At 65.5% G+C, this 20,429-nt stretch carries 17 protein-coding genes; 10 read left to right on the top strand and 7 right to left on the bottom strand.

The annotated features are described in order from the left end of the window. The first annotated feature begins 183 nt into the window (after positions 1-183). The 3 genes from mltG (at position 184) to gmk (ending at position 3,261) form a co-directional block, all read left to right on the top strand. Positions 184-1,512 carry an endolytic transglycosylase MltG gene (gene mltG, locus AC1DDA_RS09075; protein WP_476778597.1) on the top strand — a complete coding sequence of 443 codons (1,329 nt, stop codon included), beginning with the start codon at positions 184-186 and terminating at the stop codon, positions 1,510-1,512. 213 nt (positions 1,513-1,725) lie between these two features. Next, a complete protein-coding gene (locus AC1DDA_RS09070) occupies positions 1,726-2,607 on the top strand; it encodes a YicC/YloC family endoribonuclease (protein WP_476795506.1) in 882 nt (293 codons plus the stop codon). A 6-nt stretch (positions 2,608-2,613) separates the two neighbouring features. Then, positions 2,614-3,261, top strand: coding sequence for a guanylate kinase (gene gmk / locus AC1DDA_RS09065; RefSeq protein ID WP_476795505.1), 648 nt, complete (start codon positions 2,614-2,616; stop codon positions 3,259-3,261). 43 nt (positions 3,262-3,304) lie between these two features. Here the strand turns inward: gmk and rsmA are convergent, their stop codons facing one another. Genes rsmA through lptF form a run of 5 tightly spaced genes read right to left on the bottom strand, consistent with a single transcriptional unit; the run spans position 3,305 to position 10,106 of the window. Next, positions 3,305-4,153, bottom strand: coding sequence for a 16S rRNA (adenine(1518)-N(6)/adenine(1519)-N(6))-dimethyltransferase RsmA (rsmA, locus tag AC1DDA_RS09060; protein WP_476795504.1), 849 nt, complete (start codon positions 4,151-4,153; stop codon positions 3,305-3,307). Continuing rightward, positions 4,150-5,169, bottom strand: a complete 1,020-nt coding sequence (pdxA, locus tag AC1DDA_RS09055; RefSeq protein ID WP_476795503.1) for a 4-hydroxythreonine-4-phosphate dehydrogenase PdxA — start codon at positions 5,167-5,169, stop codon at positions 4,150-4,152. Before pdxA ends, rsmA begins: the two co-directional genes overlap by 4 nt. Before the next feature lie 53 nt (positions 5,170-5,222). Beyond that, positions 5,223-7,772, bottom strand: coding sequence for an LPS-assembly protein LptD (locus tag AC1DDA_RS09050; protein WP_476795502.1), 2,550 nt, complete (start codon positions 7,770-7,772; stop codon positions 5,223-5,225). Positions 7,773-7,821: 49 nt separating this feature from the next. After that, positions 7,822-8,913: an LPS export ABC transporter permease LptG gene (gene lptG, locus AC1DDA_RS09045; protein ID WP_476795501.1), complete on the bottom strand. Its 1,092-nt coding sequence runs from the start codon at positions 8,911-8,913 to the stop codon at positions 7,822-7,824. Then, positions 8,913-10,106 (bottom strand): LPS export ABC transporter permease LptF, encoded by a 1,194-nt coding sequence (gene lptF, locus AC1DDA_RS09040; protein WP_441512643.1) that lies wholly within the window; start codon positions 10,104-10,106, stop codon positions 8,913-8,915. Before lptF ends, lptG begins: the two co-directional genes overlap by 1 nt. A gap of 155 nt (positions 10,107-10,261) precedes the next feature. Here lptF and AC1DDA_RS09035 point away from each other — a divergent pair, with 155 nt between their 5' ends. The 3 genes from AC1DDA_RS09035 to AC1DDA_RS09025 are packed head-to-tail and all read left to right on the top strand — an operon-like array spanning position 10,262 to position 12,664. Continuing rightward, positions 10,262-11,755 carry a leucyl aminopeptidase gene (locus tag AC1DDA_RS09035; RefSeq protein ID WP_476795500.1) on the top strand — a complete coding sequence of 498 codons (1,494 nt, stop codon included), beginning with the start codon at positions 10,262-10,264 and terminating at the stop codon, positions 11,753-11,755. A gap of 49 nt (positions 11,756-11,804) precedes the next feature. Next, the gene (locus AC1DDA_RS09030; protein ID WP_441512641.1) at positions 11,805-12,257 is read left to right on the top strand and encodes a DNA polymerase III subunit chi; all 453 of its coding nucleotides are present in this window, start codon (positions 11,805-11,807) and stop codon (positions 12,255-12,257) included. Continuing rightward, positions 12,254-12,664 (top strand): hypothetical protein, encoded by a 411-nt coding sequence (locus tag AC1DDA_RS09025; protein WP_476795499.1) that lies wholly within the window; start codon positions 12,254-12,256, stop codon positions 12,662-12,664. Before AC1DDA_RS09030 ends, AC1DDA_RS09025 begins: the two co-directional genes overlap by 4 nt. Positions 12,665-12,841: 177 nt before the next feature. Here AC1DDA_RS09025 and AC1DDA_RS09020 read toward each other — a convergent pair whose 3' ends face one another. Then, positions 12,842-13,528, bottom strand: coding sequence for a DUF2161 domain-containing phosphodiesterase (locus AC1DDA_RS09020; protein ID WP_476795498.1), 687 nt, complete (start codon positions 13,526-13,528; stop codon positions 12,842-12,844). Between the two features lie 155 nt (positions 13,529-13,683). Further along, positions 13,684-15,558: an ABC-F family ATP-binding cassette domain-containing protein gene (locus AC1DDA_RS09015; protein WP_476795659.1), complete on the bottom strand. Its 1,875-nt coding sequence runs from the start codon at positions 15,556-15,558 to the stop codon at positions 13,684-13,686. Positions 15,559-15,931: 373 nt separating this feature from the next. On the opposite strand from AC1DDA_RS09015, the gene coaD reads away from it, so the two are divergent. The 4 genes from coaD to AC1DDA_RS08995 all read left to right on the top strand — a co-directional run bounded on the left by coaD (position 15,932) and on the right by AC1DDA_RS08995 (position 19,967). Beyond that, positions 15,932-16,432 (top strand): pantetheine-phosphate adenylyltransferase, encoded by a 501-nt coding sequence (coaD, locus tag AC1DDA_RS09010; protein ID WP_441512638.1) that lies wholly within the window; start codon positions 15,932-15,934, stop codon positions 16,430-16,432. 173 nt (positions 16,433-16,605) lie between these two features. After that, entirely contained in the window at positions 16,606-17,937 is a 1,332-nt protein-coding gene (proS, locus tag AC1DDA_RS09005) for a proline--tRNA ligase (RefSeq protein ID WP_441512637.1), read from the top strand. A 43-nt stretch (positions 17,938-17,980) separates the two neighbouring features. Then, positions 17,981-19,273: a lipoprotein-releasing ABC transporter permease subunit gene (locus tag AC1DDA_RS09000; protein WP_441512636.1), complete on the top strand. Its 1,293-nt coding sequence runs from the start codon at positions 17,981-17,983 to the stop codon at positions 19,271-19,273. Positions 19,274-19,277: 4 nt separating this feature from the next. After that, a complete protein-coding gene (locus AC1DDA_RS08995; protein ID WP_441512635.1) occupies positions 19,278-19,967 on the top strand; it encodes an ABC transporter ATP-binding protein in 690 nt (229 codons plus the stop codon). Positions 19,968-20,429: the final 462 nt, after the last annotated feature.

Genomic DNA, 20,429 nt, shown 5'->3' with positions numbered 1-20,429 from the left:
CGTTTTGCCATAATGTTGGGTAGAGTTTGGCGCCAGCGTTGGCGAATGCATGATTCCGCGTTCACAGCCATAGAGAAACCGGCTCTAATGGGGCGGTTTCAAATTTGATGCGCCTCAGGCCGGAAGCGCCCCGGCGCCCGGCCGTACCGAGACATTCTATTTTATGCTGCGAGCGTCTTGATCGTGAATGATACGCCCCGCGTCGCCCCGAAGAGTCCGAGCGAGGCCCTCAAGCCCGTAGCGCCTCCGGCGCCGCCGCCGAAGGCGCGTCGGCGTCGCCGCAGTCCCTTCCTGTCGATGCTGAGCGGTCTTTTCACGATCGCGCTCGTCGGCGCCGGTGTCGTCGGCGCGGGAATCGCCGTGGTCTCCAGCCAGAGCAAGTCGCCGGGCCCGCTTGCGAGTGACCGCGTCCTCATCATTCCGAAGGAAAGCGGGCTGACAGAGATCGCGGAGCTGCTGCAGCGCGAGGGGCTGGTCGAGCATCCGCTGAGCTTCCGCATCGCGGCGATCGTCGGCGGCGACTGGCACAAGCTTCAGGCCGGCGAGTACCTGTTCAAGGCGCGCGTCAGCCCGAAGGAGATTCTCGACATCATTTCCAGCGGCAAGGTGGTCGAGCATTCGATCACCGTACCGGAAGGGCTGACGAGCGAGCAGATCGTCGAGCGTCTGCGCAACAACGAGCTTTTGACCGGCGAGATCGCCCAGGCGCCAAAGGAAGGCTCGATCCTGCCGGACACCTATCGGTTCCCGCGTGGCTTCTCGCGGCAGGCGATCATCGATCGCATGGCGCGCGATCAGCGCGTGATCCTTGCGCGGATCTGGGAGCGTCGTCCGGCCGACCTGCCGGTCAAGACGCCGCAGGAGCTCGTGATCCTCGCCTCGATCGTCGAGAAGGAGACCGGCCGCGCGGATGAGCGCCCGCGCGTCGCCGGCGTCTTCATCAACCGCCTGAACCAGAAGATGAAGCTGCAGTCCGACCCGACGATCGTCTACGGCCTCGTCGGCGGCAAGGGCACGCTCGGCCGCCCGATCCAGCGCAACGAGATCACGCAGGCGACGCCCTACAACACCTATGTCATCACCGGCCTGCCCCCGGGGCCGATCGCCAACCCCGGCCGCGCTGCGATGGAGGCCGTGGTCAACCATTCGCGGACGAAGGAACTCTACTTCGTCGCCGATGGCAGCGGCGGTCATGCCTTCGCCGAGACGCTCGATCAGCACAACCGCAATGTCGGTCGTTGGCGCCAGATCGAGACGACGCGCAGCCAGCAGCAGGGCGGAAAGCCCTCAGGCGACGTGGTCGACAAGATCGAGCCTCCGGCAGGCCCCGACAACCGGACCGAAGCTCCGGCCACCGACAACAACGGCGTGCCCTTGGCCCAGCCGGCCGGCACTGTGGCGGGCACCCGCGCCCGCGCATTCGATGCCTCCGAAGGGACAGCGCGCGATCCCCTGCTCAACAAGACCTTCGACCTGAACTCGCCCAAGCAGGTTCCGCAGCTCAAGCCCTGAGCGGCTGCCCATCGCCGCGCGGGTCATCCCCATTTTCCGCTGTTGCGGCGCTTGCCGCGGCCGGAGCGCGCCACTACGGTCCCGCCGCATCACTAGATCGCCGCGCGTCCTTTTGGACGCGAAGTGGCGATCTAGCTGTTTGTTTCAGCATCGGATTGGTCCGAAAAGTGGATCCCACTTTTTGGTCCGATGCTCCAGAGGAGCGGCAGGGCCATGGCCATCGAAAGCATGACGGGCTTTGCCCGCGCCGCGGGAACCGCCGGCATCCATGGCTGGGCGTGGGAGATTCGCAGCGTCAACGGACGCGGGCTCGATCTGCGCGTCCGCGTGCCTCCCGGCTTCGAGGCGCTCGCCGAAGCCGCGCGCAAGCATCTGGCCGGGGCCTTCGCCCGCGGCACACTGCACGTCAATCTGGCCGTCACCAGTGACGCCGGCCCGCCGCGTCCGCGCATCAACGAGGCCGTTCTCGTTGCCTTGCTTCAGGCGGTCGAGCGGCTGCCACCAGCGGCAGGGATCAACCCGCCATCCTATGATGGCTTGCTCGGCATTCGCGGCGTCGTCGAATTCGCTGACGAAGCGCAGGATATCCTGGGGACTGTGGAGGCCCCGGCGCTCGCTGGCCTGGAGGCAGCGGCTCTCGCTCTCAAGGAGGCCCGTTCCGCCGAGGGGCGCGCTTTGGCGGCGATCCTTCTCGGCCACCTTGAAACCATTGCGCGGCTCGCCGGCGAAGCTGAGCAGCATCCGGCGCGCAGCAGCGAGGCCATCCGGGCGCGCATTGCCGCGCAGGTCGACACCCTGCTCGGCGCCAATAACGGTTTCGATCCGCAGCGCCTGCATCAGGAGGCGGCGCTGCTTGCGGTGCGTGCCGATATCCGCGAGGAGATCGACCGGCTGCAGGCCCATGTGGGCGCGCTGCGCGAGCTCCTGGCCAAAGGCGGGCCGATCGGCCGCAAGCTCGATTTCCTGGCGCAGGAATTCGGGCGCGAGGCGTCGACGCTCTGCGCCAAGGCCAACGACCCCGGCCTGTCGCGTATCGGGCTGGAGCTCCGCACCGTCGTCGACCAGTTGCGTGAGCAAGTTCAGAACGTGGAGTGAGCCTTGATGGCCGAAACGACCCGTCCGGCCCGGCGCGGCCTGATGCTGATCCTCTCGTCGCCGTCAGGCGCCGGCAAATCGACGCTGACACGCAATCTCTGCCAGCGCGAGACCAATATCGACCTGTCCGTCTCGGTCACCACCCGGGAGCGGCGGCCCTCGGAGATCGATGGTGTCCACTACCGCTTCATCGACCGCGACACCTTCGAGGCGCTGCGCGATCATGATGATCTGCTGGAATGGGCCGAGGTCCATGGCAATTGCTACGGTACGCCGCGCAAGCCGGTCGAGGCGGCGCTGGCGCGCGGGCGCGACGTGCTGTTCGACATCGACTGGCAGGGCACGATGCAGATCGTCGAGAAGGCGCGCGAGGATGTCGTGACGATCTTCATCCTGCCGCCCTCGATGGCGGAGCTGCGCTCGCGGCTGGTGCGCCGCGCCGAGGATGCTCAGGAGATCATCGCCAAGCGACTCGCAAATGCTCGTTCCGAGATCGCGCGCTGGGAGAAGTACGACTACGTCATCGTCAATGACGATCTGAACGACGCCTATGACTCGATCAAGGCCATCCTCACCGCCGAGCGGCTCAAGCGCAGCCGGGCGATCGGCCTCGCCGATTTCGTCGAGACTCTGCTCGACGAGCCGACGCCCTGAACGCGGCGCAGCCGGCCTGGCGGCCGGCTGACCGAGATCGCCTCTACCGCCCGGCGCCGAGCGCGTTGGCCAGCGCGACGAAGCCGGAAACCGGGATTTCTTCGGCTCGTGCCGTCTCGAGGAGGCCGGCATCGGCGATGATCGGCGCAGGGTCCGACAGCACCGCCTTCAGGCTCTGCCGCAGCATCTTGCGCCGCTGTCCGAAGGCCGCGAGCGTCACCCGTTCGAGCAGGCGTCGATCGCAGGGTTCCGGCTGCTCGCGCGGGACGAGCTGGACGATCGAGGAGGTGATCTTCGGCGGCGGCACAAACGCGCTGCGCGGCACGTCGAACAGGATCCGCGTCTCGCAGCGCCAGTTCGACAGCACGGCTAGCCGGCCGTAATCCGCTCGCTGCTCCGGCGTCGCGACGATCCGCTCGGCCACCTCGCGCTGGAACATGAGTGTCAGCGAACTCCACCAGGACGGCCAGGGTTCGAGGCTGAGCCAACCGACCAGCAGCGGCGTGCCGATATTGTACGGCAGGTTGGCGACGATCTTCGCATGCTCGCCCTTGAGATGGGGGGACAAATCCACGGCGAGCGCATCGCCGTCGATGATTTCCAATCGCCCGGGATAGTGTGCCGCGATCTCAGCCAGCGCGGGCAGGCAGCGCCGGTCGCGCTCGATCGCAATCACCCTCCCGGCACCGTTGGCGAGCAGGGCCCGTGTCAATCCCCCGGGGCCCGGACCAATTTCCACGATTGTCTCGCCTTCGAGAGGGCCGGCAGCCCTCGCGATGCGGCTGGTCAGGTTGAGGTCGAACAGAAAATTCTGGCCGAGCGCCTTCTGTGCCATCAGGCCATGGCGTTCGACCACCTCGCGCAGTGGTGGCAGATCGTCGATCTGACTCATGATGCGGCCACCTGCATCGGACCCTCGGCCATGCGTGCCGCAAGCTTCAATGCGGCGCAGAGGCTATCGGGCCGCGCGATGCCCTTGCCGGCGATGTCGAAGGCCGTGCCATGGTCCGGAGAAGTCCGAATGAAGGGCAGGCCGAGCGTAACGTTGACGCCTTCGTCGAAGGCGATGGTCTTGATCGGGATCAGCGCCTGATCATGATACATCGCCAGCGCCACGTCGTATCCAGCCCGCGCCCGGGCGTGGAACATCGTGTCCGCCGGATAGGGACCGCGCGCATCGATGCCTTCCGCCTGCAGCGCGGCGATCGCGGGGGCAATGACCGCCATCTCCTCGCCGCCCATTGCGCCACTTTCGCCGGCATGGGGATTGAGGCCGCTGAAGGCGAGGCGCGGCGCGGCGATGCCGAAGCGGACTTTCAGCTCGGCTGCGACGATGCGCGCGGTGTCCACGATGAGATCGGTCGTCAACAGCTCCGGCACGCGGCGCAGCGGCTCATGGATCGTGATCGGCACGACCGCGAGCTCGTCGCACCATAGCATCATCACAGGTCGCGGCGCGTCGCCGCCGGCCGCTGCGAGATGGGCAAGGTATTCGGTGTGGCCGGGATGCCGGAAGCCGGACTGGTAGAGCACGGATTTCGCGATCGGGTTGGTCACGACGGCGGCTGCCCGACCAGCCATGACGGCGGCCACCGCCGTGTCGATCGCAGCGATTGTCGAGGGCGCCGTGGCCGGGTTGGGCCGGCCGGGTTCGGCTGTGGCGGCAGCTGCGAGGGCGATGCAGGGCAAGGCTTCCGGAAATGTATTCTCGACATCGCCCCAGTCGCAGATGCGTAGCGGGACGCGCCATCCCAATCGGTTCGCCAACCCGGCAAGATTGCCGGGGCTGGCGATGCAGGCGAAGGCCGGCAGATCGCGCTCCTGGCGCTCGAGCCAAGCGCGCAAAGCGAGCTCAGGGCCGATGCCAGCCGGATCGCCCTGTGTCAGCGCAAGCGGCAATAGCGGCAAGGCGGAACTCCGCGTCGAAAAGGAAACGGGCCGCCTCGGCGGCCCGGATATCGTCACTGACTGACGCCGTCAGCCGATGAGGCGCTGCCGCCAAGATTCTGCGAGTAGGCAAGTTCGCCCAACGTGCGCAGCTCGAGACGGAACATGACCGTGCGGGTATCCTTGGTCGCGCCCGACTGGCGGTCGGCATTGCTTTGCGAATAGCTGATGTCGAAAATCGTGCACTCGTCGGTATAGTTGACGCCAAACGAGGTCGAGGCAGTCTGGAACGGTCCCGTGTTGGGATAGACGGGGACCGCGGTGACCGCAGGTGCCGCGAGATAGGCGACATAGGCATCGCGATAGCGTTCGCGGTCGTATTTGTACTTGTCGAGATCGAACAGCACGCCGGCCCGCAGCCGCCAGTTGTCGGCAACACGCAGCGAGCCGTTGAGCGACAGGCCTTCTCGCCGGCGCGAGATGCCGAGCTCGGGCTGCGGCTCGTAGCGGCCGTAGCCGACCGAGGCTGTGATAACGCTGTTCGCATAGGTCGCGGCGGCGTCGATCCGCTGCGCTTCGAAGGTCGTCGAGTTCAGGCGCGCGGCCCCGGTCAGGAATAAGCCCTTGAGCGGCGAAAGCTGCGCACGGGTGACGATGTCAGAGCTGTTCGTGTCGAGGCCGGAGTTGAGGCCGGTATTGACGAGGTCGCCGGTGGCAAAGGAGTTGCGTCCGCCGAGCTGGAACGACTGACCGAGAAGGAGGTTGGCAAAGGCTTCCTTGCCGAACYGGCCGGTATAGAGCGCGCCGACATTGGCGCGGGTGCCCCCTTCGACGCGGTCATAGCCGGAGAATTTGCCGCTCCATTCGAACAGGTTCGTGGCATCGAAGACGAGGCTTTGAGCATCCTCGTTGGCGAGGCGCACGCTGTGCGTCTCGTTCGGGCGCCCCACGATCTGGGCGACCGGCTCGATGATATGGGTGCCCCAGTCGGTCTTGGCGACGAAGGGGTAGCGATACATGAGGCCGATGGCCGGCATCACCCGGCCGAAGACCTCGTCGGAGGTGTCGGCGATCGTCGAGACGCGCGAATTGATGACGCTGCTGGTGTCGGGGTTGACCGAGAAGACATCCGCGCGAACCGAAGCGTAGGGCGTCCACATCTGTCCGAGCGGATCGATGAAGTTGCGCCGCCAGGAAACCTCGGCCGTCGCGCGCGAGACATTGCCGGCGAGGCCGCGCACCAGGCAGGTGCTCTTCTGGTAGACYGCGCAGCCATCATAGAGCGAGTAGCTCGGCGTCGTGATCAGGTATGTCTTCTGCTGCGGCAATTCCGTGAATGCGGCGGTGTCGCGATGCAGGCTGGTGACGTTGACGGTGAACTCCAACTCGCCACCGAGGAAGGACGGCTTGTGGACGCGCTTGTCGTAGTCCAGCACAGGCAGCACCATCGGCTGCTGCTTCTGCCAGTCCTGGTAGTTCAGCGGCTGGAAATAGTAGCCGCGCAGGTCGAACCAGGCGGTCGCGCTCTGGCCGTTCAGATAGGCTGTCGAGATCGATTCCTGCAGATAGGTCGTGGTGCTGAAGGCCTCGTTCTTGATCCGGTAGTTCCTGTAGAACCAGCGGTCCGTCGACATCGCGGCGTTCCAGCCGAACGACCAGTTCTGATTGATGTAGAACTTGCCATTCGTCTCGACCGAGCCGCGGAATTCCTTGTCACGCGGGCCGAGGGGGCTGGCGAGGAAGGCCTCCTGGTCTTGCTGAAAGATGCCCGACGCGCGGATGGTATAGGAGCCGTTGACCAGGCGATGACGCCACTCGGCCTGCCCGAGCACGCCCTGACGGGTGAGGAAGGTCGGGGTCAGCGTCAGGTCGTAATTCGGCGCCAGATTGAGGAAATACGGCAGGCCGACACCGAAACCCAGCGCCGAGGTGTTGATGAATCGCGGCGAGAGGAAACCGGATTTCCGCTTCACCGTCGAATCCGGGCCCGACATGTACGGCAGGTAGGCCATCGGGATGCCGGCGAATTCCAGCCGGGCGTCCTCGTAGTAGATCGTTTGCTCGGATTTCTTGTGGATGATCCGGGCCGCGCGAACCTGCCAGAGTGGCGGCTTCTCGGGGTTGTCCTTGCAGGGCTCGCAGGCGGTGTAGATGCCCTTGTCGAAAATGAACGTTTCGCCGTCGGTCCGCTCTGCGCGCGGAGCAGAGAAACGCGTGCGGTCCGGGTTCACGACCCGCAGGGAATCGATGAAGCCGTCGCGGAAATCATCGGTCAGGTTGAACCTGTCGCCGGTGATGACCGTGCCGTTGGTCTCGGTGATGCGGGCGTTGCCGATGGCAGTGACCCGCTTGTTGGCCTGGTCGTAGATGACCCGATCGGCTTCGATCGTCCGACCCTGATAGAGAATCTGGACGTCGCCGACGGCTGCGACCGTCTTCTTGTCGTTGTCGTAGACGAGTTCGCGCGCATCGACGACCATCCGCTCCTGCGGCTTGGCGGCGGCAGCGGCGGGCGCAGGCTTAGAACCGGCCGCCCGATTCTGGGCATAGGCCGGCCCGGCCAGCAGGTAGGCCAAGCTGGAGGCGAGAGCAGTCGCCGCAGCAAAGCGAGCCGCGCGAGTCACGCCCGAAACCATCCGTTAAACCCAAAATTAACCATAGGCACAGTACGATTCACCCGTCTTCCTGATGGAGAAGGGCAAGGGTGCCCAGCATCGTCCCCAATGCTGCGGGCAACCACGCCGCGACGATCGGATTGACGATTCCCGACGATCCGAGTTCCTCCGACAGCTGCGTCGCAACATAGAGCACGAACCCGGCCGCGACGCCACCTATCACCAACTTAGTCACGCCACCAAAGCGGAAAAATCTTAAGGAAACCGATGCGGCTACCAGCACCATGGCGATGAGCAGCAGCGGTCGCGCCATAAGTGCTTGATATCGCAGCTCATAGGGTGTCGTATCGAGGCCGGCACGCTGGGTACGATCGATGACTGTGGGCATGGACCAGAACCCCACCGCATCAGGTGGAGTGAAGCTCTGTCGCATCTGTTCCGGCTCCAGGGTCGTCGCGACCATGTAGCTTAGAAAACTCTGTGGCTCTTGCGTGGCGGAGGTGATGCGCGCCTCGGCGAGCTCCCAGTTTCCCGGGCGCAACACAGCCTGCTTCGCATCGACCCGTTCCTTGAAGGATCCGTCGTGGTTGAACATGAAGAACGTCACCTGAGACAGGCCATCCTCGTCTGGCAGGGCGCCGGCGGCGCGGATGATCGCCTGACCATCGACGCTGCGCTGTCTCAACCAGATATCTTGCGCGGCTCCCGTCTTGCCGCTCGCGCGGACGAACAGCCGGGTTTCGAGCGCGGTGGCCTTGCGTTTCAGATCAGCCGCGAGCGGGTTGTAGACCATGATCGAGATCAGGCCGATGACGCCTGCGACGGCTGCGGCGGGCTGAAGGAACTGCCAGGCGGAAACGCCGACCGAGCGCGCGACCACCAGTTCCAGCTTACGGCTTAGCGTCAGCAGCGCGAACATGCCGCCGAAGAGTGCGGCGAAGGGGAAGATCTGTTCGGCCACCGCCRGTGCCCGGAAGAGTGCGAGCTGCACGATCCGCGGGGTCGTCGCGATCGGGGAATCGCCGGCCCGGCGCATCAGCTCGACGAAATCGAGCGTGCCGATGAGGAAGAAGAAGGTGCTGAAGACGCTGAGGATCGCGCGGGCGAAGCGCTTGGTCAGATAGCGCCCGAAGGTCGAGAATAGGAGCATCAGGCGCGCCGGAAACGGGCCGCAAGATTGGCGAGCGGCATGGTCAGAGGGGCAGTGAACCGCGCCACGACGGGGCGCAGGCGCTCACCGTAGAAGATGAGGGCGAGGGCCAGCGTGATGGCCGTGATTGGCAGGATGTAGAGCAGGGCAGCGGCGAAGGGCGAGCGGACGCTCGCCGTCCAGGCCGCATAGGCGGCGATGCGGGTTGCGCCGACGATCATGATTGCGGCCTGGATTGCCAGAGCCCGGCCCTGGCGGGTGGTCCGCGCTTCGCCGATCGCCGCGAAGGCGATCAGCATGAAGGCGAAGGGGTAGAGCGGTGCCGACAGGCGGTTGTGCAGCTCGGCGCGGAAGCGACCTTCCTGAATCTTGTAGTAGCTCTCGTTCGGGTCCTGGTTGATGAGCTGCCAGGTCGAACGTTCGCGCGGCTTGTAGACCACCTTGTCGCCGTCGCCTTCGCCGGGGCCGCCGCTCGAATCGCCCGTCAGTGCGGAGAGGTTGAGCGCGTACCGCTCGAACGAGATGATCGAGGTCGTGGTGGTGTTTTTGGCCTCGCGCTGGATGGTGCCCTTCTCGAGCATCAGGAAGCTCTGGCCTTCCGCTTCTACCGTTCGTCCGCGTTCGGCAAGATAGATCGATGGCTGCGCCGGGTCGCGACGATCCTGCATGAAGATGCCGACCAGCGAGTCGCCGGCCTTCTCGCGGTAGTGGAAGGTCACGCCGGAATCGAGCGAGACGAACTGCCCCTCCTTCACGACGTTGGCAACGAAATCGGCGCGGATCAGCGTGATGAGATCGCGCAGCATGCGGAAGCTCGCCGGCATCACCGAGATCGTCATCCACGCCACAACGACCGCGGTGATGGCGGTCAGCGCGAAGAAGGGCCGGACGATCCGGTGCGGCGCCACGCCGGCCGCGTTCATCACGATCAGCTCGGAATCGCCGTTGAGCTTGTTGAGGGTGTAGAGTGTCGACATGAACAGCGCGACCGGCGCGATGCCCGCGATCAGCGCCGGCAGCGACAGCAACGTGACGGTCAGGAAGATCAGGACCGTCTGGCCCTTGCCGGTGATGAGATCGACCTCGCGCAGGGCCTGCGTGACCCAGATGACCCCCGTAAGCCCCAACAGCAGTACGATCGCCGCACCCGCCGCGATCTTCAGGATGTATCGGTCGAGGCGGTTGAACAGCACGCAGCGCTTCCGGCAGTCGAGAACCGAAGATTCCCGAGGTGGTTCGTCGGACACCCCATATGGTATAGGCGCGTTCGCGGCGCAAACGGGAATCGTTTTTCGCCGGCCAACCCTGTGTCCTTCCCCGGCACTTGTCGCAAGATTGTGAGCGGATCATGTCCCAGCGCCTGAAGCTCGAGGTCAAAGCCCTGAATGCCGCCGAAGGGCAGGATCTCGTGATCCTGGTTTCGGACCGGCTCGTATTGCCGTCTGCGGCCGAGAATGCGGCGGGGCGCTCTGCGCAGGGGCTGCTGGCGCGAGCCGCCGCGGCCGAGCGCTACAAGGGCAAGGCCTATGCCGGGCTGACCTTGCCCGCTCCCGAGGCGGCCTCGTACGAGCGTCTGATCGTCGTCGGGATCGGGGATGCGGACAAGATTGACGAGCTTGATTTCGTCAAGCTCGGTGGCGCCATCGCCGGCCGGCTCGGTGCGGGGCGCACTGCGGACATCATCCTGGCGCTGCCGACGGGACCGATCGCGGCCGAGCATGGCGCCGAACTGGCGCTGGGCCTGAAGCTGCGCAGCTATGCCTTCGATCGCTACAAGACGAAGAGCAAGGACAAGGATGAGGCCGGGCCGATCGCGGTGACGTTGCGCTCGGACGATCCTGCCGGCCTGAAGAAGGCACTGAAAGCGGCCGATGCCGTCGCCGCCGGCGTCGTGCTGGCGCGCGATCTCGTCAACGAGCCGCCGAACGTTCTTTATCCGGAGGAATTCGCCGATAGGGCCGCCAAGCTGAAGAAGCTCGACGTCGAGATCGAGATCCTCGACGAGAAGGATCTGAAGAAGATCGGCATGCGCGCGTTGCTCGGCGTGGGCCAGGGCTCGCGGCGCGAGAGCCGCGTCGCCATCATGCGCTGGAACGGCGCCGGCAAGGACGAGCAACCCGTCGCCTTCGTCGGCAAGGGTGTGACCTTCGATACCGGCGGCATCTCGCTGAAGCCGGGAGCCGGCATGGAGGATATGAAGGGCGACATGGCCGGCGCCGCCTGCGTCGTCGGACTGATGCACGCGCTTGCCGCCCGCAAGGCCAAAATCAATGCGATCGGCGTCATCGGACTGGTCGAGAACATGCCGGATGGGAACGCTCAGCGCCCCGGCGACATCGTCACCTCGCTGTCGGGCCAGACCATCGAGATCATCAACACGGATGCCGAAGGGCGGCTCGTTCTCGCCGATGTGCTCTGGTACACGCAGGAGCGCTTCAAGCCGCGCTTCATGATCAATCTTGCGACTCTGACCGGCGCGATCCTGGTGGCGCTGGCTCAGGAGAATGCCGGCCTCTTCACCAACAGCGACGAGCTGGCGCATCGACTGACGGCTGCCGGCGTCGCGACGGGCGAGACGGTCTGGCGCATGCCGCTCGGCAAGGCCTATGACAAGATGATCGATTCGAAGTTCGCCGACATGAAGAACTCGGCCGGGCGCTATGCCGGCTCGATCACCGCCGCGCAGTTCCTGCAGCGTCATGTCAACGACACGCCCTGGGCGCATCTCGACATTGCCGGCACCGGCATGGGCGCCAAAGACAGCGAGATCAACCGCTCCTGGGGCCCCGGCTGGGGCGTGCGCCTGCTCGACCGGCTGGTGGCCGATCATTACGAGAGCTAAAGCGATCTCTGCGGTACGAACGGCAATGGTTTAGGACAAAAGGGTTTCGATGGCCGAGATCCTGTTCTTCCATCTGCAGTCCCGCCCGCTGGAGCAGGTCCTGCCGACGATTCTCGACCGGGCGCTGTCGCGCGGCCAGAAGGTCGTCGTCGAGGTCTCGAGCCAGGAGCGCCTGAGCGTGATCGACGATCACCTGTGGGCCTATGCGGATGAGAGCTTCCTGCCGCATGTCACGGCGATGGAGGCGGACGCCGCGCAGAACCCGGTGGTCATCACGACCGAGGGCCACAATCCGAACGCCGCTCAGGTCCGGATCTGCGCCGACGGAGTTCGCATTCCCGACGCAATGCAGGACTACGAGCGCGTCGTCCTGATATTCGATGGAGACGATCCCGAGGCACTTGCTGCCGCCCGCGAGGATTGGAAAAAGGCCAGGGCCTCGGGCCATGCCGCCAGCTACTGGCAGCAGGACGATGCCGGCCGTTGGGAGAAGAAAGCGTGAGACTGCCTGTTCTGTTGTTCTGCACCGCGGCCCTTGCCGGCTGTTCGGTCGATATGGGCGGCTTCGCCTTCCAGTCCGAAACCAAGGGCGGCATCACCACGACCAGGACGAGCAGTGCCAGCGCCGGCGTCTCGACGCAGGAGCCAGTGCTCACGCCTGAGGGCGATTGCAGCGTTGGTGCGTCGCTCGATCCCTCGACGCGCCCGCTGCCGAGCGAGATCGCTCCCGGCATCACCGAGTGCGAGCTGGTCAAGCTCAAGGGCGCGCGGCCGACCGACGTGCTGATCGGCGAGAGCGGCAAGGGCCAGCGCGAGGTGCAGGTGCTCTACGCAGAGCCCGGCGGCCGCGAGATCTACATGTTCACCGACAACCGCTTGAGCCGGATCGTCAAGCCGGGGCAGGGGTGAACGGCACATATTCGCATGTTCGGCCGGAGCTTCGGGCTTCGCCGCCTTTTTGACGCATGCTGTCGCGCCGCGAGCCGTAAAGAACACCCAGTGGCCCCGCCGTTGCGTTGGACACAGCGTTTTCTCGGACTTCCAAAGCGGATGTCGCGTGGCGGAAACCGAAGGTCGGTTCGGGACTCAGGCAGATGTCTGGCTGCTTTCTCGATCTGAGGCGTGCTCCGGCTGCCATGTCGCCAATGCGCTGCGACCTGTCTCGGTCAGCGCGTAGACGCCGCGGGCGGAGCGTTCGAACCAGCCATAGACGTTCCGGCGCAGGATCTTCTGGGCATCGGGGAGCGATGGCTTGAGATCGCGCGGGCGTTGCGGCGCCGATGCCATCGCTGCGGCACAGGCGAGCGCCTGCTGGCGATAGGCTGTCATGATGGGCTTGCGCGTGCCTCCGCCGGCGACGGGGTCACCCCGGCGCCGCTTGTGCTCCTCCACCAATCTCGAGCGCCGGCGGGGATCCCTCCGCGGCGTAGGTGCGGTCGGAGAGACCAGGATATCGACATGGCCGGACATGGAGACGCCCAGCAGACCGAATCCGAGGCGCCGGCAGAGATTGCGATATCTCGGATCGCTCTCGCGGCCCTTGCCCTTGGCTGAGAGCTGGGCCGCCAGCCAGATTTCATCGCCAAGGCTCATTCGCTCCACGCCCTGCAGAATGAGCTCCAGATTGAACGTCAGCTTCAGCTCGCCGATCACCACGACAGCCGGATCATCATCCCGAAGCCCGACGAGATCGCAATGTCCGATCTCTCCTTTGACGGAATAGCCCAAGCCCTCGAGGAAGCGCTTGACGGGCAGGTAAAGAGAGGTTTCCACACCGCATCTCCAGACAACGCGTCGAGCATGCCCTCACAGTCGTTTCAGAGAGGCAAACGCCGTCCTGAGCAGGGCGCCGCGCATTCACCAGCAGAACCGGCGGGCGCGCGGCAGACGGGCCCGATCCCTGATCCGGATAGCGCTTCGGCCGTGCCTTACGCGCTCTCCAACTCCTCGCCGAGCAGCAGCCATTCCTCCTCGGCGGCGGTCAGCGCCTCCGCCAGCTCAGCGCGCTGGCGCGAGATCTGCAGCGCCTTCTCCGGCTCGCGGGAGAAGGCGCCGTTGGCGAGAGCCGCGTCGACCTTCTCGATCAGCCCGGTCAGCTTGGCGATGCGCGCTTCCGCAAGGTTGAGCTTTTGCCTGAGCGGCCCCTGCGCCGCCCGCTTCGTGGCGGCCTCCTTGCGCTCGTCCGTCTTCGGCTTGGCGGCTCCCGCTTCAGCGGCGGGCTTGCCGCGCCGTTCGGCCTTGGCGCTGTCGAGCACGAAGGCACGGTAGTCCTCCATGTCGCCGTCGAAGTTCTTCACCGTGCCGTTCGCGACCAGCCAGAGCCGGTCGGCACAGGCCTCGATCAGGAAGCGGTCGTGGCTGACGAGAATGACGGCGCCGGGATAGTCGTTGATCGCGGTCATCAGCGCGGTGCGGCTGTCGATGTCGAGATGGTTCGTCGGCTCGTCGAGGATCAGCAGATGCGGGCCGTGGAAGGTGGCGAGCCCGAGCATCAATCGGGCCTTCTCGCCACCCGAGAGCAGCTTCACCGGCGTATCCGCCTTGGACGCGGGAAAGCCGATCTGCGCCGCCTTGGAGCGGACCTTGGCCTCCGGTGCATCCGGCATCAGGTCGCGCAGATGGCCGACGGGCGTGTCCTCCAGCCGCAGCTCGTCGAGCTGGTGCTGGGCGAAATAAGCGGTTTCGAGCTTGCTCGACTTCTTCATCTCGCCGGAGAGCGGGGCGAGCCTTCCGCCGATCAGCTTGCAGAAGGTTGATTTGCCATTGCCGTTGGAGCCGAGCAGGGCGATCCGGTCGTCCGGGGCGAGGTTGAGCTTGAGCCGTGACAGCACCTTGCGCTCGCCATAGCCGGCGCTGGCGTCGTCGAGCACGATCATCGGCGGCGAGAGCGGCTTCTCCGGGCCCGGGAAGACGAAGGGCTGGACGTCACGGTCGACGATCGCGGCGATGGTCTCCATCTTCTCCAGCCGCTTCACGCGCGACTGCGCCTGGCGCGCCTTCGTGGCCTTGGCCTTGAAGCGATCGACGAAGGCCTGGAGATGCTTGCGCTCGGCGTCCTGCTTCTCCTTCGCGCGGGCGAGCTGCATCTGCTTCTCGGCGCGCTGCTTCTCGAAGGAGGAATAGCCGCCGCGGTAGAACGAGAGTTTGCCCTGGTCGAGATGCAGGATGTGGTCGACGCTGGTGTCGAGCAATTCGCGATCGTGGCTGATGACCAGCACCGTATGCGGATAGCGCTCCAGATAATCGTAGAGCCAGAGCGTGCCTTCAAGATCGAGATAGTTGGTCGGCTCGTCGAGCAGCAGCAGGTCGGGTTCCGAGAACAGCACGGCCGCGAGCGCGACACGCATGCGCCAGCCGCCCGAGAAGTCGGAGCAGGGGCGCTGCTGCGCCTCCTCGTTGAAGCCGAGGCCGTGCAGCACCATCGCGGCGCGTGCCGGGGCGGAATGGGCGTCGATATCGGCGAGCCGTGTTCCGATCTCGGCGATGCGGTGCGGGTCGGTCGCGGTCTCGGCTTCCTGCATCAACGCGGTGCGTTCGGTGTCGGCGGCGAGCACGACCTCGATCAGCGATTCCGGGCCGCCGGGCGCCTCTTGCGCCACGCCGCCGATGCGCCGGCCCTTCGGCAGGCTGATATTGCCGCTCTCGGTGCCGAGATCGCCGGTGATGATCTTGAACAGGGTGGTCTTGCCGGTGCCGTTGCGACCGACGAAGCCGACACGTGCGCCGTCCGGGATCGCGGCGCCGGTATGGTCGAGCAGCAGGCGCTCGCCGAGGCGATAGGTGATGTCGTTGATCGTCAGCATGGCCGCCGGTTTAGGCGGTTTGCGCATGAAAACGCAATGCACGGCCGGAATATCGGGCCTGACGTCACTGTTTCGTCACAATCTTGCCACGGGACGGCCCGCACTCGCCTTCACCCAACGGAACCGGAAGTCGTTTCCGATTCGCGAGGCTGTCTTCGATGCATGCCTACCCGTTCGATGTCGCGTCTCGCCACGTTTCCTCGCTGGCGTCCCTGATGATCTGCCTGTCCATCATCCTCTGCAGCGCCGCCGCGCTCACTGCGATCGTCCCGTTTTCCTGACGTTGCATCGGCTTGCCTTGGGGCAGACCGAGCCTGGCCGGGGTCGGGGATGCGGCTTGTCGCGCCGCGGGTGAGCCGCTAACGCTGGCATCATGGCACGCATCGCTTTCTACACCGGCTCCTTCGACCCCGTGACCAACGGCCATGCCGACGTGATCGCCGCGGCGGCCGGGCTTTGCGACAAGCTGGTCGTCGCCATCGGCGTCCATCCCGGCAAGACGCCGCTTCTCTCCGTCGAGCAGCGCGCCGAACTGGTGCGCATTGTCGCGACGCCGCTGCTGGCGGCGAAGGGGGCTGTGCTCGATGTCGTGACCTTCGACGATCTCGCCGTCGATGCGGCACGCCGCGCGGGGGCCTCGCTCATCATCCGCGGCCTGCGCGACGGCAGCGATCTCGACTACGAGATGCAGATGGCGGGGATGAACGGGACGATGGCGCCCGAAGTGCAGACGGTGTTCCTGCCGGCGTCGCCCGGTGTGCGCTACATCACTGCGACACTGGTGCGCCAGATCGCGGCGATGGGCGGGGATGTCTCGCCCTTCGTGCCCGCGCCGGTGCTTTCCGCTTTGAAGGCGCGCTTCGCCAAAAACTGAAGCAGCACTCTTGGCCGGCGGCCAAATAGATCGAGGCGAAGGGCACACAACTTCGCCACGTTCCGTGGCTTTCTGCTGATTTTGGTTTGCATTTTGCCGAGAGCGATGGTGTCTCTCAGATGAAGCGACTCGTCGTGCAAGTTCTTGCGCGACGCCCTCCGACAGGTTTTCCGATGCGTCTCTCCCGCTATTTCCTGCCCCTCCTGCGCGATACGCCCAAGGAGGCGGAGATCGTCTCGCACCGGCTGATGCTGCGTGCCGGCATGATCCGCCAACAGTCGGCCGGCATCTACTCCTGGTTGCCGCTGGGCCTGCGGGTGCTCAACAAGATCAATGCGGTGATCCGCGAGGAGCAGAATCGCTCGGGCGCCATCGAGATCCTGATGCCGACCATCCAATCGGCCGATCTCTGGCGCGAGAGCGGGCGCTACGACGCCTATGGCAAGGAGATGCTGCGCATCAAGGACCGCCATGACCGCGAGATGCTCTACGGCCCGACCAATGAGGAAATGGTCACCGACATCTTCCGGAGTTACGTCAAGTCCTACAAGGACTTGCCCCTCAATCTCTATCACATCCAGTGGAAGTTCCGCGATGAGGTGCGCCCGCGCTTCGGCGTGATGCGCGGCCGCGAATTCCTGATGAAGGACGCCTACTCCTTCGACATCGACAAGGACGCGGCCCGCCACGCCTATAATCGCATGTTCACGGCCTATCTGCGCACCTTCGCGCGGCTCGGCCTCAAGGCGATCCCGATGCGCGCCGATACCGGCCCTATCGGTGGCGATCTCTCGCACGAGTTCATCGTGCTCGCCTCGACCGGCGAGAGCGAGGTCTTCTGCCATAGCGACTATCTGACATTCGACACGCCGGCGGCCGACACCGACTTCGACAGCGTCTCCGGGCTGCAGGGCGTCGTCGACAAGTGGACGAGCCTCTATGCCGCCACCGAGGAGATGCACGACAAGCCGGCCTTCGAGGCGATCCCCGAAGGCAAGCGTCTTTCGGCGCGCGGCATCGAGGTCGGCCACATCTTCTATTTCGGCACCAAATATTCCGACCCGATGGGCGCGACCGTGACCGGTCCGGACGGCCAGCCGGTGCCGGTCCATATGGGCTCCTACGGCATCGGCCCGAGCCGCCTCGTCGCGGCGCTGATCGAAGCCGGGCATGACGATGGCGGCATCGTCTGGCCCGACGAGATCGCGCCCTTCGATGTTTCCGTCATCAACCTCAAGGTCGGCGACGCGGCGACCGACGGCGCGGCCGAGCAGATCTACAAGCACCTGCTCGCCAAGGGCTACGATGCTGCGCTGGACGATACTGACGACCGGCCGGGCGCCAAATTCGCCACTGCCGACCTCATCGGTGTGCCCTGGCAGATCATCGTCGGGCCGAAGGGCCTGGCCGAAGGCAAGGTTGAGCTGAAGCGCCGCGCGGGCGGCGAGCGCGAGCTCGTCTCGCTCGAAGCCGCGCTCGACCGCTTCAAGGGCCGGACGGCGTGACGGAGCGCCGCACCAAAGGTCCTCGCATGGTCAGAGCCGCTTCATGAGCGCTGTCGCCGAGAATGCCGCCATTCCGACTGGAACGAAGCCCTTCGCCGGCTTCGAATGGCTGTTGGCCGGGCGCTATCTGCGCACGCGCCGGCGCGAGGGCTTCGTCTCGGTCATCGCCGGATTCTCGTTCCTCGGCATCCTGCTCGGCGTCGCCACGCTGATCATCGTGATGTCGGTGATGAACGGCTTCCGCAAGGAACTGCTGGAGAAGATCGTCGGCGTGAACGGGCATATCTTCGCCACGCCGATCGACCGGCCGCTCGACGATTACGACAGCGTCGCGCTGAAGCTCTCCAAGATCCCCGGCGTCAAGCTTGCGATCCCGCTGGTCGAAGGCCAGGCACTGGCCTCCTCGCAGACCGGCAATAACGGCGTACTGGTCCGCGGCGTACGCGAGGTCGACATCAAGGCGATCCCCTTCATCGGCGGCAATATCAAGTCGGGCACGCTCGACGGCTTCGACAGCGGGACGCCGGGCGTCGCGATCGGCCGGCGCCTCGCCAATGCGCTGGGCATCCAGGTCGGCGATACGATGACGCTGGTCTCGCCGCAGGGGGCCTCGACGCCTTTCGGCACGGCGCCGCGCATCAAGGCTTATCCGGTCAAGGCGATCTTCGAGATCGGCATGACCGAGTTCGACAGCACCTTCGTCTACATGCCGCTGGTCGAGAGCCAAGCCTATTTCAACCGCGACGGCGACGTGAACGTCATCGAGATATTCGTCGACAATCCCGACCGGACCCAGTCCGTTCGCGATGCGATCGAGGCCGATGCGCCGCGCCCGCTCGTGCTTTCGGACTGGCGCCAGAGGAATCGCAGCTTCTTCAACGCGCTCGAAGTCGAGCGGAACGTGATGTTCATCATCCTGACGCTGATCGTGCTGGTGGCGGCGCTGAACATCGTCTCCGGCCTGATCATGCTGGTGAAGGACAAGACCGCCGACATCGCGATCATGCGGACGATGGGGGCGACGCGCGGTACGGTGCTGCGCGTCTTCCTGATCACCGGCGCGGCGATCGGCGTCATCGGCACGGTCGCCGGTCTCATCCTCGGCGTGCTCTTCGCCAACAACATCAAGTCGATCATGGCGGCGCTGAATTGGATCACCGGCGCCAATCTCTGGGACCCGACGGTGCGCTTCCTCAGCGACATCCCCTCGGTCATCGACTGGCGGGAGGTGGTGAGCGTCGTGTTGATGGCGCTGACGCTGTCGCTGCTGGCGACGCTCTATCCGGCCTGGAAGGCGGCGCGCCTCGATCCGGTCGAAGCGCTGAGGATGGGCTGAGCCGATGGCGCAAGAAATGCCCGCGCTCTTCCTCTCGCAGGTCGAACGCTTCTATCCGCAGAGCGACGCGCCGCTCGAAGTGCTGCGCCGGGCCGATTTCGCGCTCTGGCCGGGCGAGGTCGTCGCGCTGGTCGCGCCGAGCGGCACCGGAAAGTCGACGCTGCTGCATGTCGCCGGCCTGCTGGAGAAGCCCGATGCCGGCGAGGTCTTCGTCGGCGGGCTCGCCACGACCAAGCTCGACGATGCCGGGCGCACGCGCCTGCGCCGCACCGAGATCGGCTTCGTCTATCAATTCCACCATCTCCTGCCGGAGTTCACTGCGCTGGAGAACGTCGTCCTGCCGCAGCGCATCCGCGGCCTGCCGCGCGATGAGGCGGAGGAGCGGGCATCGGAGCTTCTGACCTTCCTGGGCCTCGGTGAGCGGCTGGATCATCTGCCGGGAGAGCTCTCGGGAGGCGAGCAGCAGCGCGTCGCCATAGGCCGCGCCGTCGCCAACGGGCCGCGTCTGCTGCTGGCCGACGAGCCGACCGGCAATCTCGATCCGCATACCTCGCAGCATGTGTTCGGCACGCTGATGGCGCTGGCCCGGGCTTCGGGGCTCGCGGCGCTGATCGCGACGCATAACCTGCAGCTGGCGAGCCAGATGGACCGGCAGGTCACGATCCGCGACGGGCTCGTCGTACCGCTGGATTGAAGGCGCCGCCGTCTTCCTGGGAGATGGCAGGCTCGCGCGTCCAACGAAGGAGACGATGCGGAAGCGCATCGTCATTCCCCGGCTTGACCCGAAATCCATCGCTGAGCGCGGAGCCTTACGATGGGTGCCGGATCGGCGCTGCCGGAAGTGGCTTGTCCGGAATGACGACGCGGTTGCCGCGCTCTCCAGATCTTAACCGGTCCACATTGCCGTTAGGCAGCCGTTAACCGCCTCGGCGACCAGAGCGTCCGAGGCCGATCACCTCAATTGACGAGAACAAAACATGAACTAGAATGAACTCATCAAGAACAACGGAGGTTCTCATGACTGCAGCGCGTAAATTCGCCGCCGGCCTTGCCGAGATCGCCTCGCTCGGCGTCTTCCTCGGCATGATCTGGCTCTGGGCCGCGATCTTCTCCGGCCCGCATGTCTGATCGCGGCAGGAGCCATCCACAGCACCGC

The organism is Allobosea sp. 10N428 (assembly GCF_056394545.1).
Note: the sequence above shows the minus strand (reverse complement) of the source record. Positions and strands in the feature narration are given on the sequence as shown.

What these genes read in the sequence shown, in the direction of transcription:
- AC1DDA_RS09070 (WP_476795506.1), top strand. Translation starts at nt 1,726, where the DNA reads ATGGCCATCGAAAGCATGACGGGCTTTGCCCGCGCCGCGGGAACCGCC.
- gmk (WP_476795505.1), top strand. Translation starts at nt 2,614, where the DNA reads ATGGCCGAAACGACCCGTCCGGCCCGGCGCGGCCTGATGCTGATCCTC.
- rsmA (WP_476795504.1), bottom strand. Translation starts at nt 4,153, where the DNA reads ATGAGTCAGATCGACGATCTGCCACCACTGCGCGAGGTGGTCGAACGC.
- AC1DDA_RS09035 (WP_476795500.1), top strand. Translation starts at nt 10,262, where the DNA reads ATGTCCCAGCGCCTGAAGCTCGAGGTCAAAGCCCTGAATGCCGCCGAA.
- AC1DDA_RS09030 (WP_441512641.1), top strand. Translation starts at nt 11,805, where the DNA reads ATGGCCGAGATCCTGTTCTTCCATCTGCAGTCCCGCCCGCTGGAGCAG.
- AC1DDA_RS09015 (WP_476795659.1), bottom strand. Translation starts at nt 15,558, where the DNA reads ATGCTGACGATCAACGACATCACCTATCGCCTCGGCGAGCGCCTGCTG.
- coaD (WP_441512638.1), top strand. Translation starts at nt 15,932, where the DNA reads ATGGCACGCATCGCTTTCTACACCGGCTCCTTCGACCCCGTGACCAAC.
- proS (WP_441512637.1), top strand. Translation starts at nt 16,606, where the DNA reads ATGCGTCTCTCCCGCTATTTCCTGCCCCTCCTGCGCGATACGCCCAAG.
- AC1DDA_RS09000 (WP_441512636.1), top strand. Translation starts at nt 17,981, where the DNA reads ATGAGCGCTGTCGCCGAGAATGCCGCCATTCCGACTGGAACGAAGCCC.
- AC1DDA_RS08995 (WP_441512635.1), top strand. Translation starts at nt 19,278, where the DNA reads ATGGCGCAAGAAATGCCCGCGCTCTTCCTCTCGCAGGTCGAACGCTTC.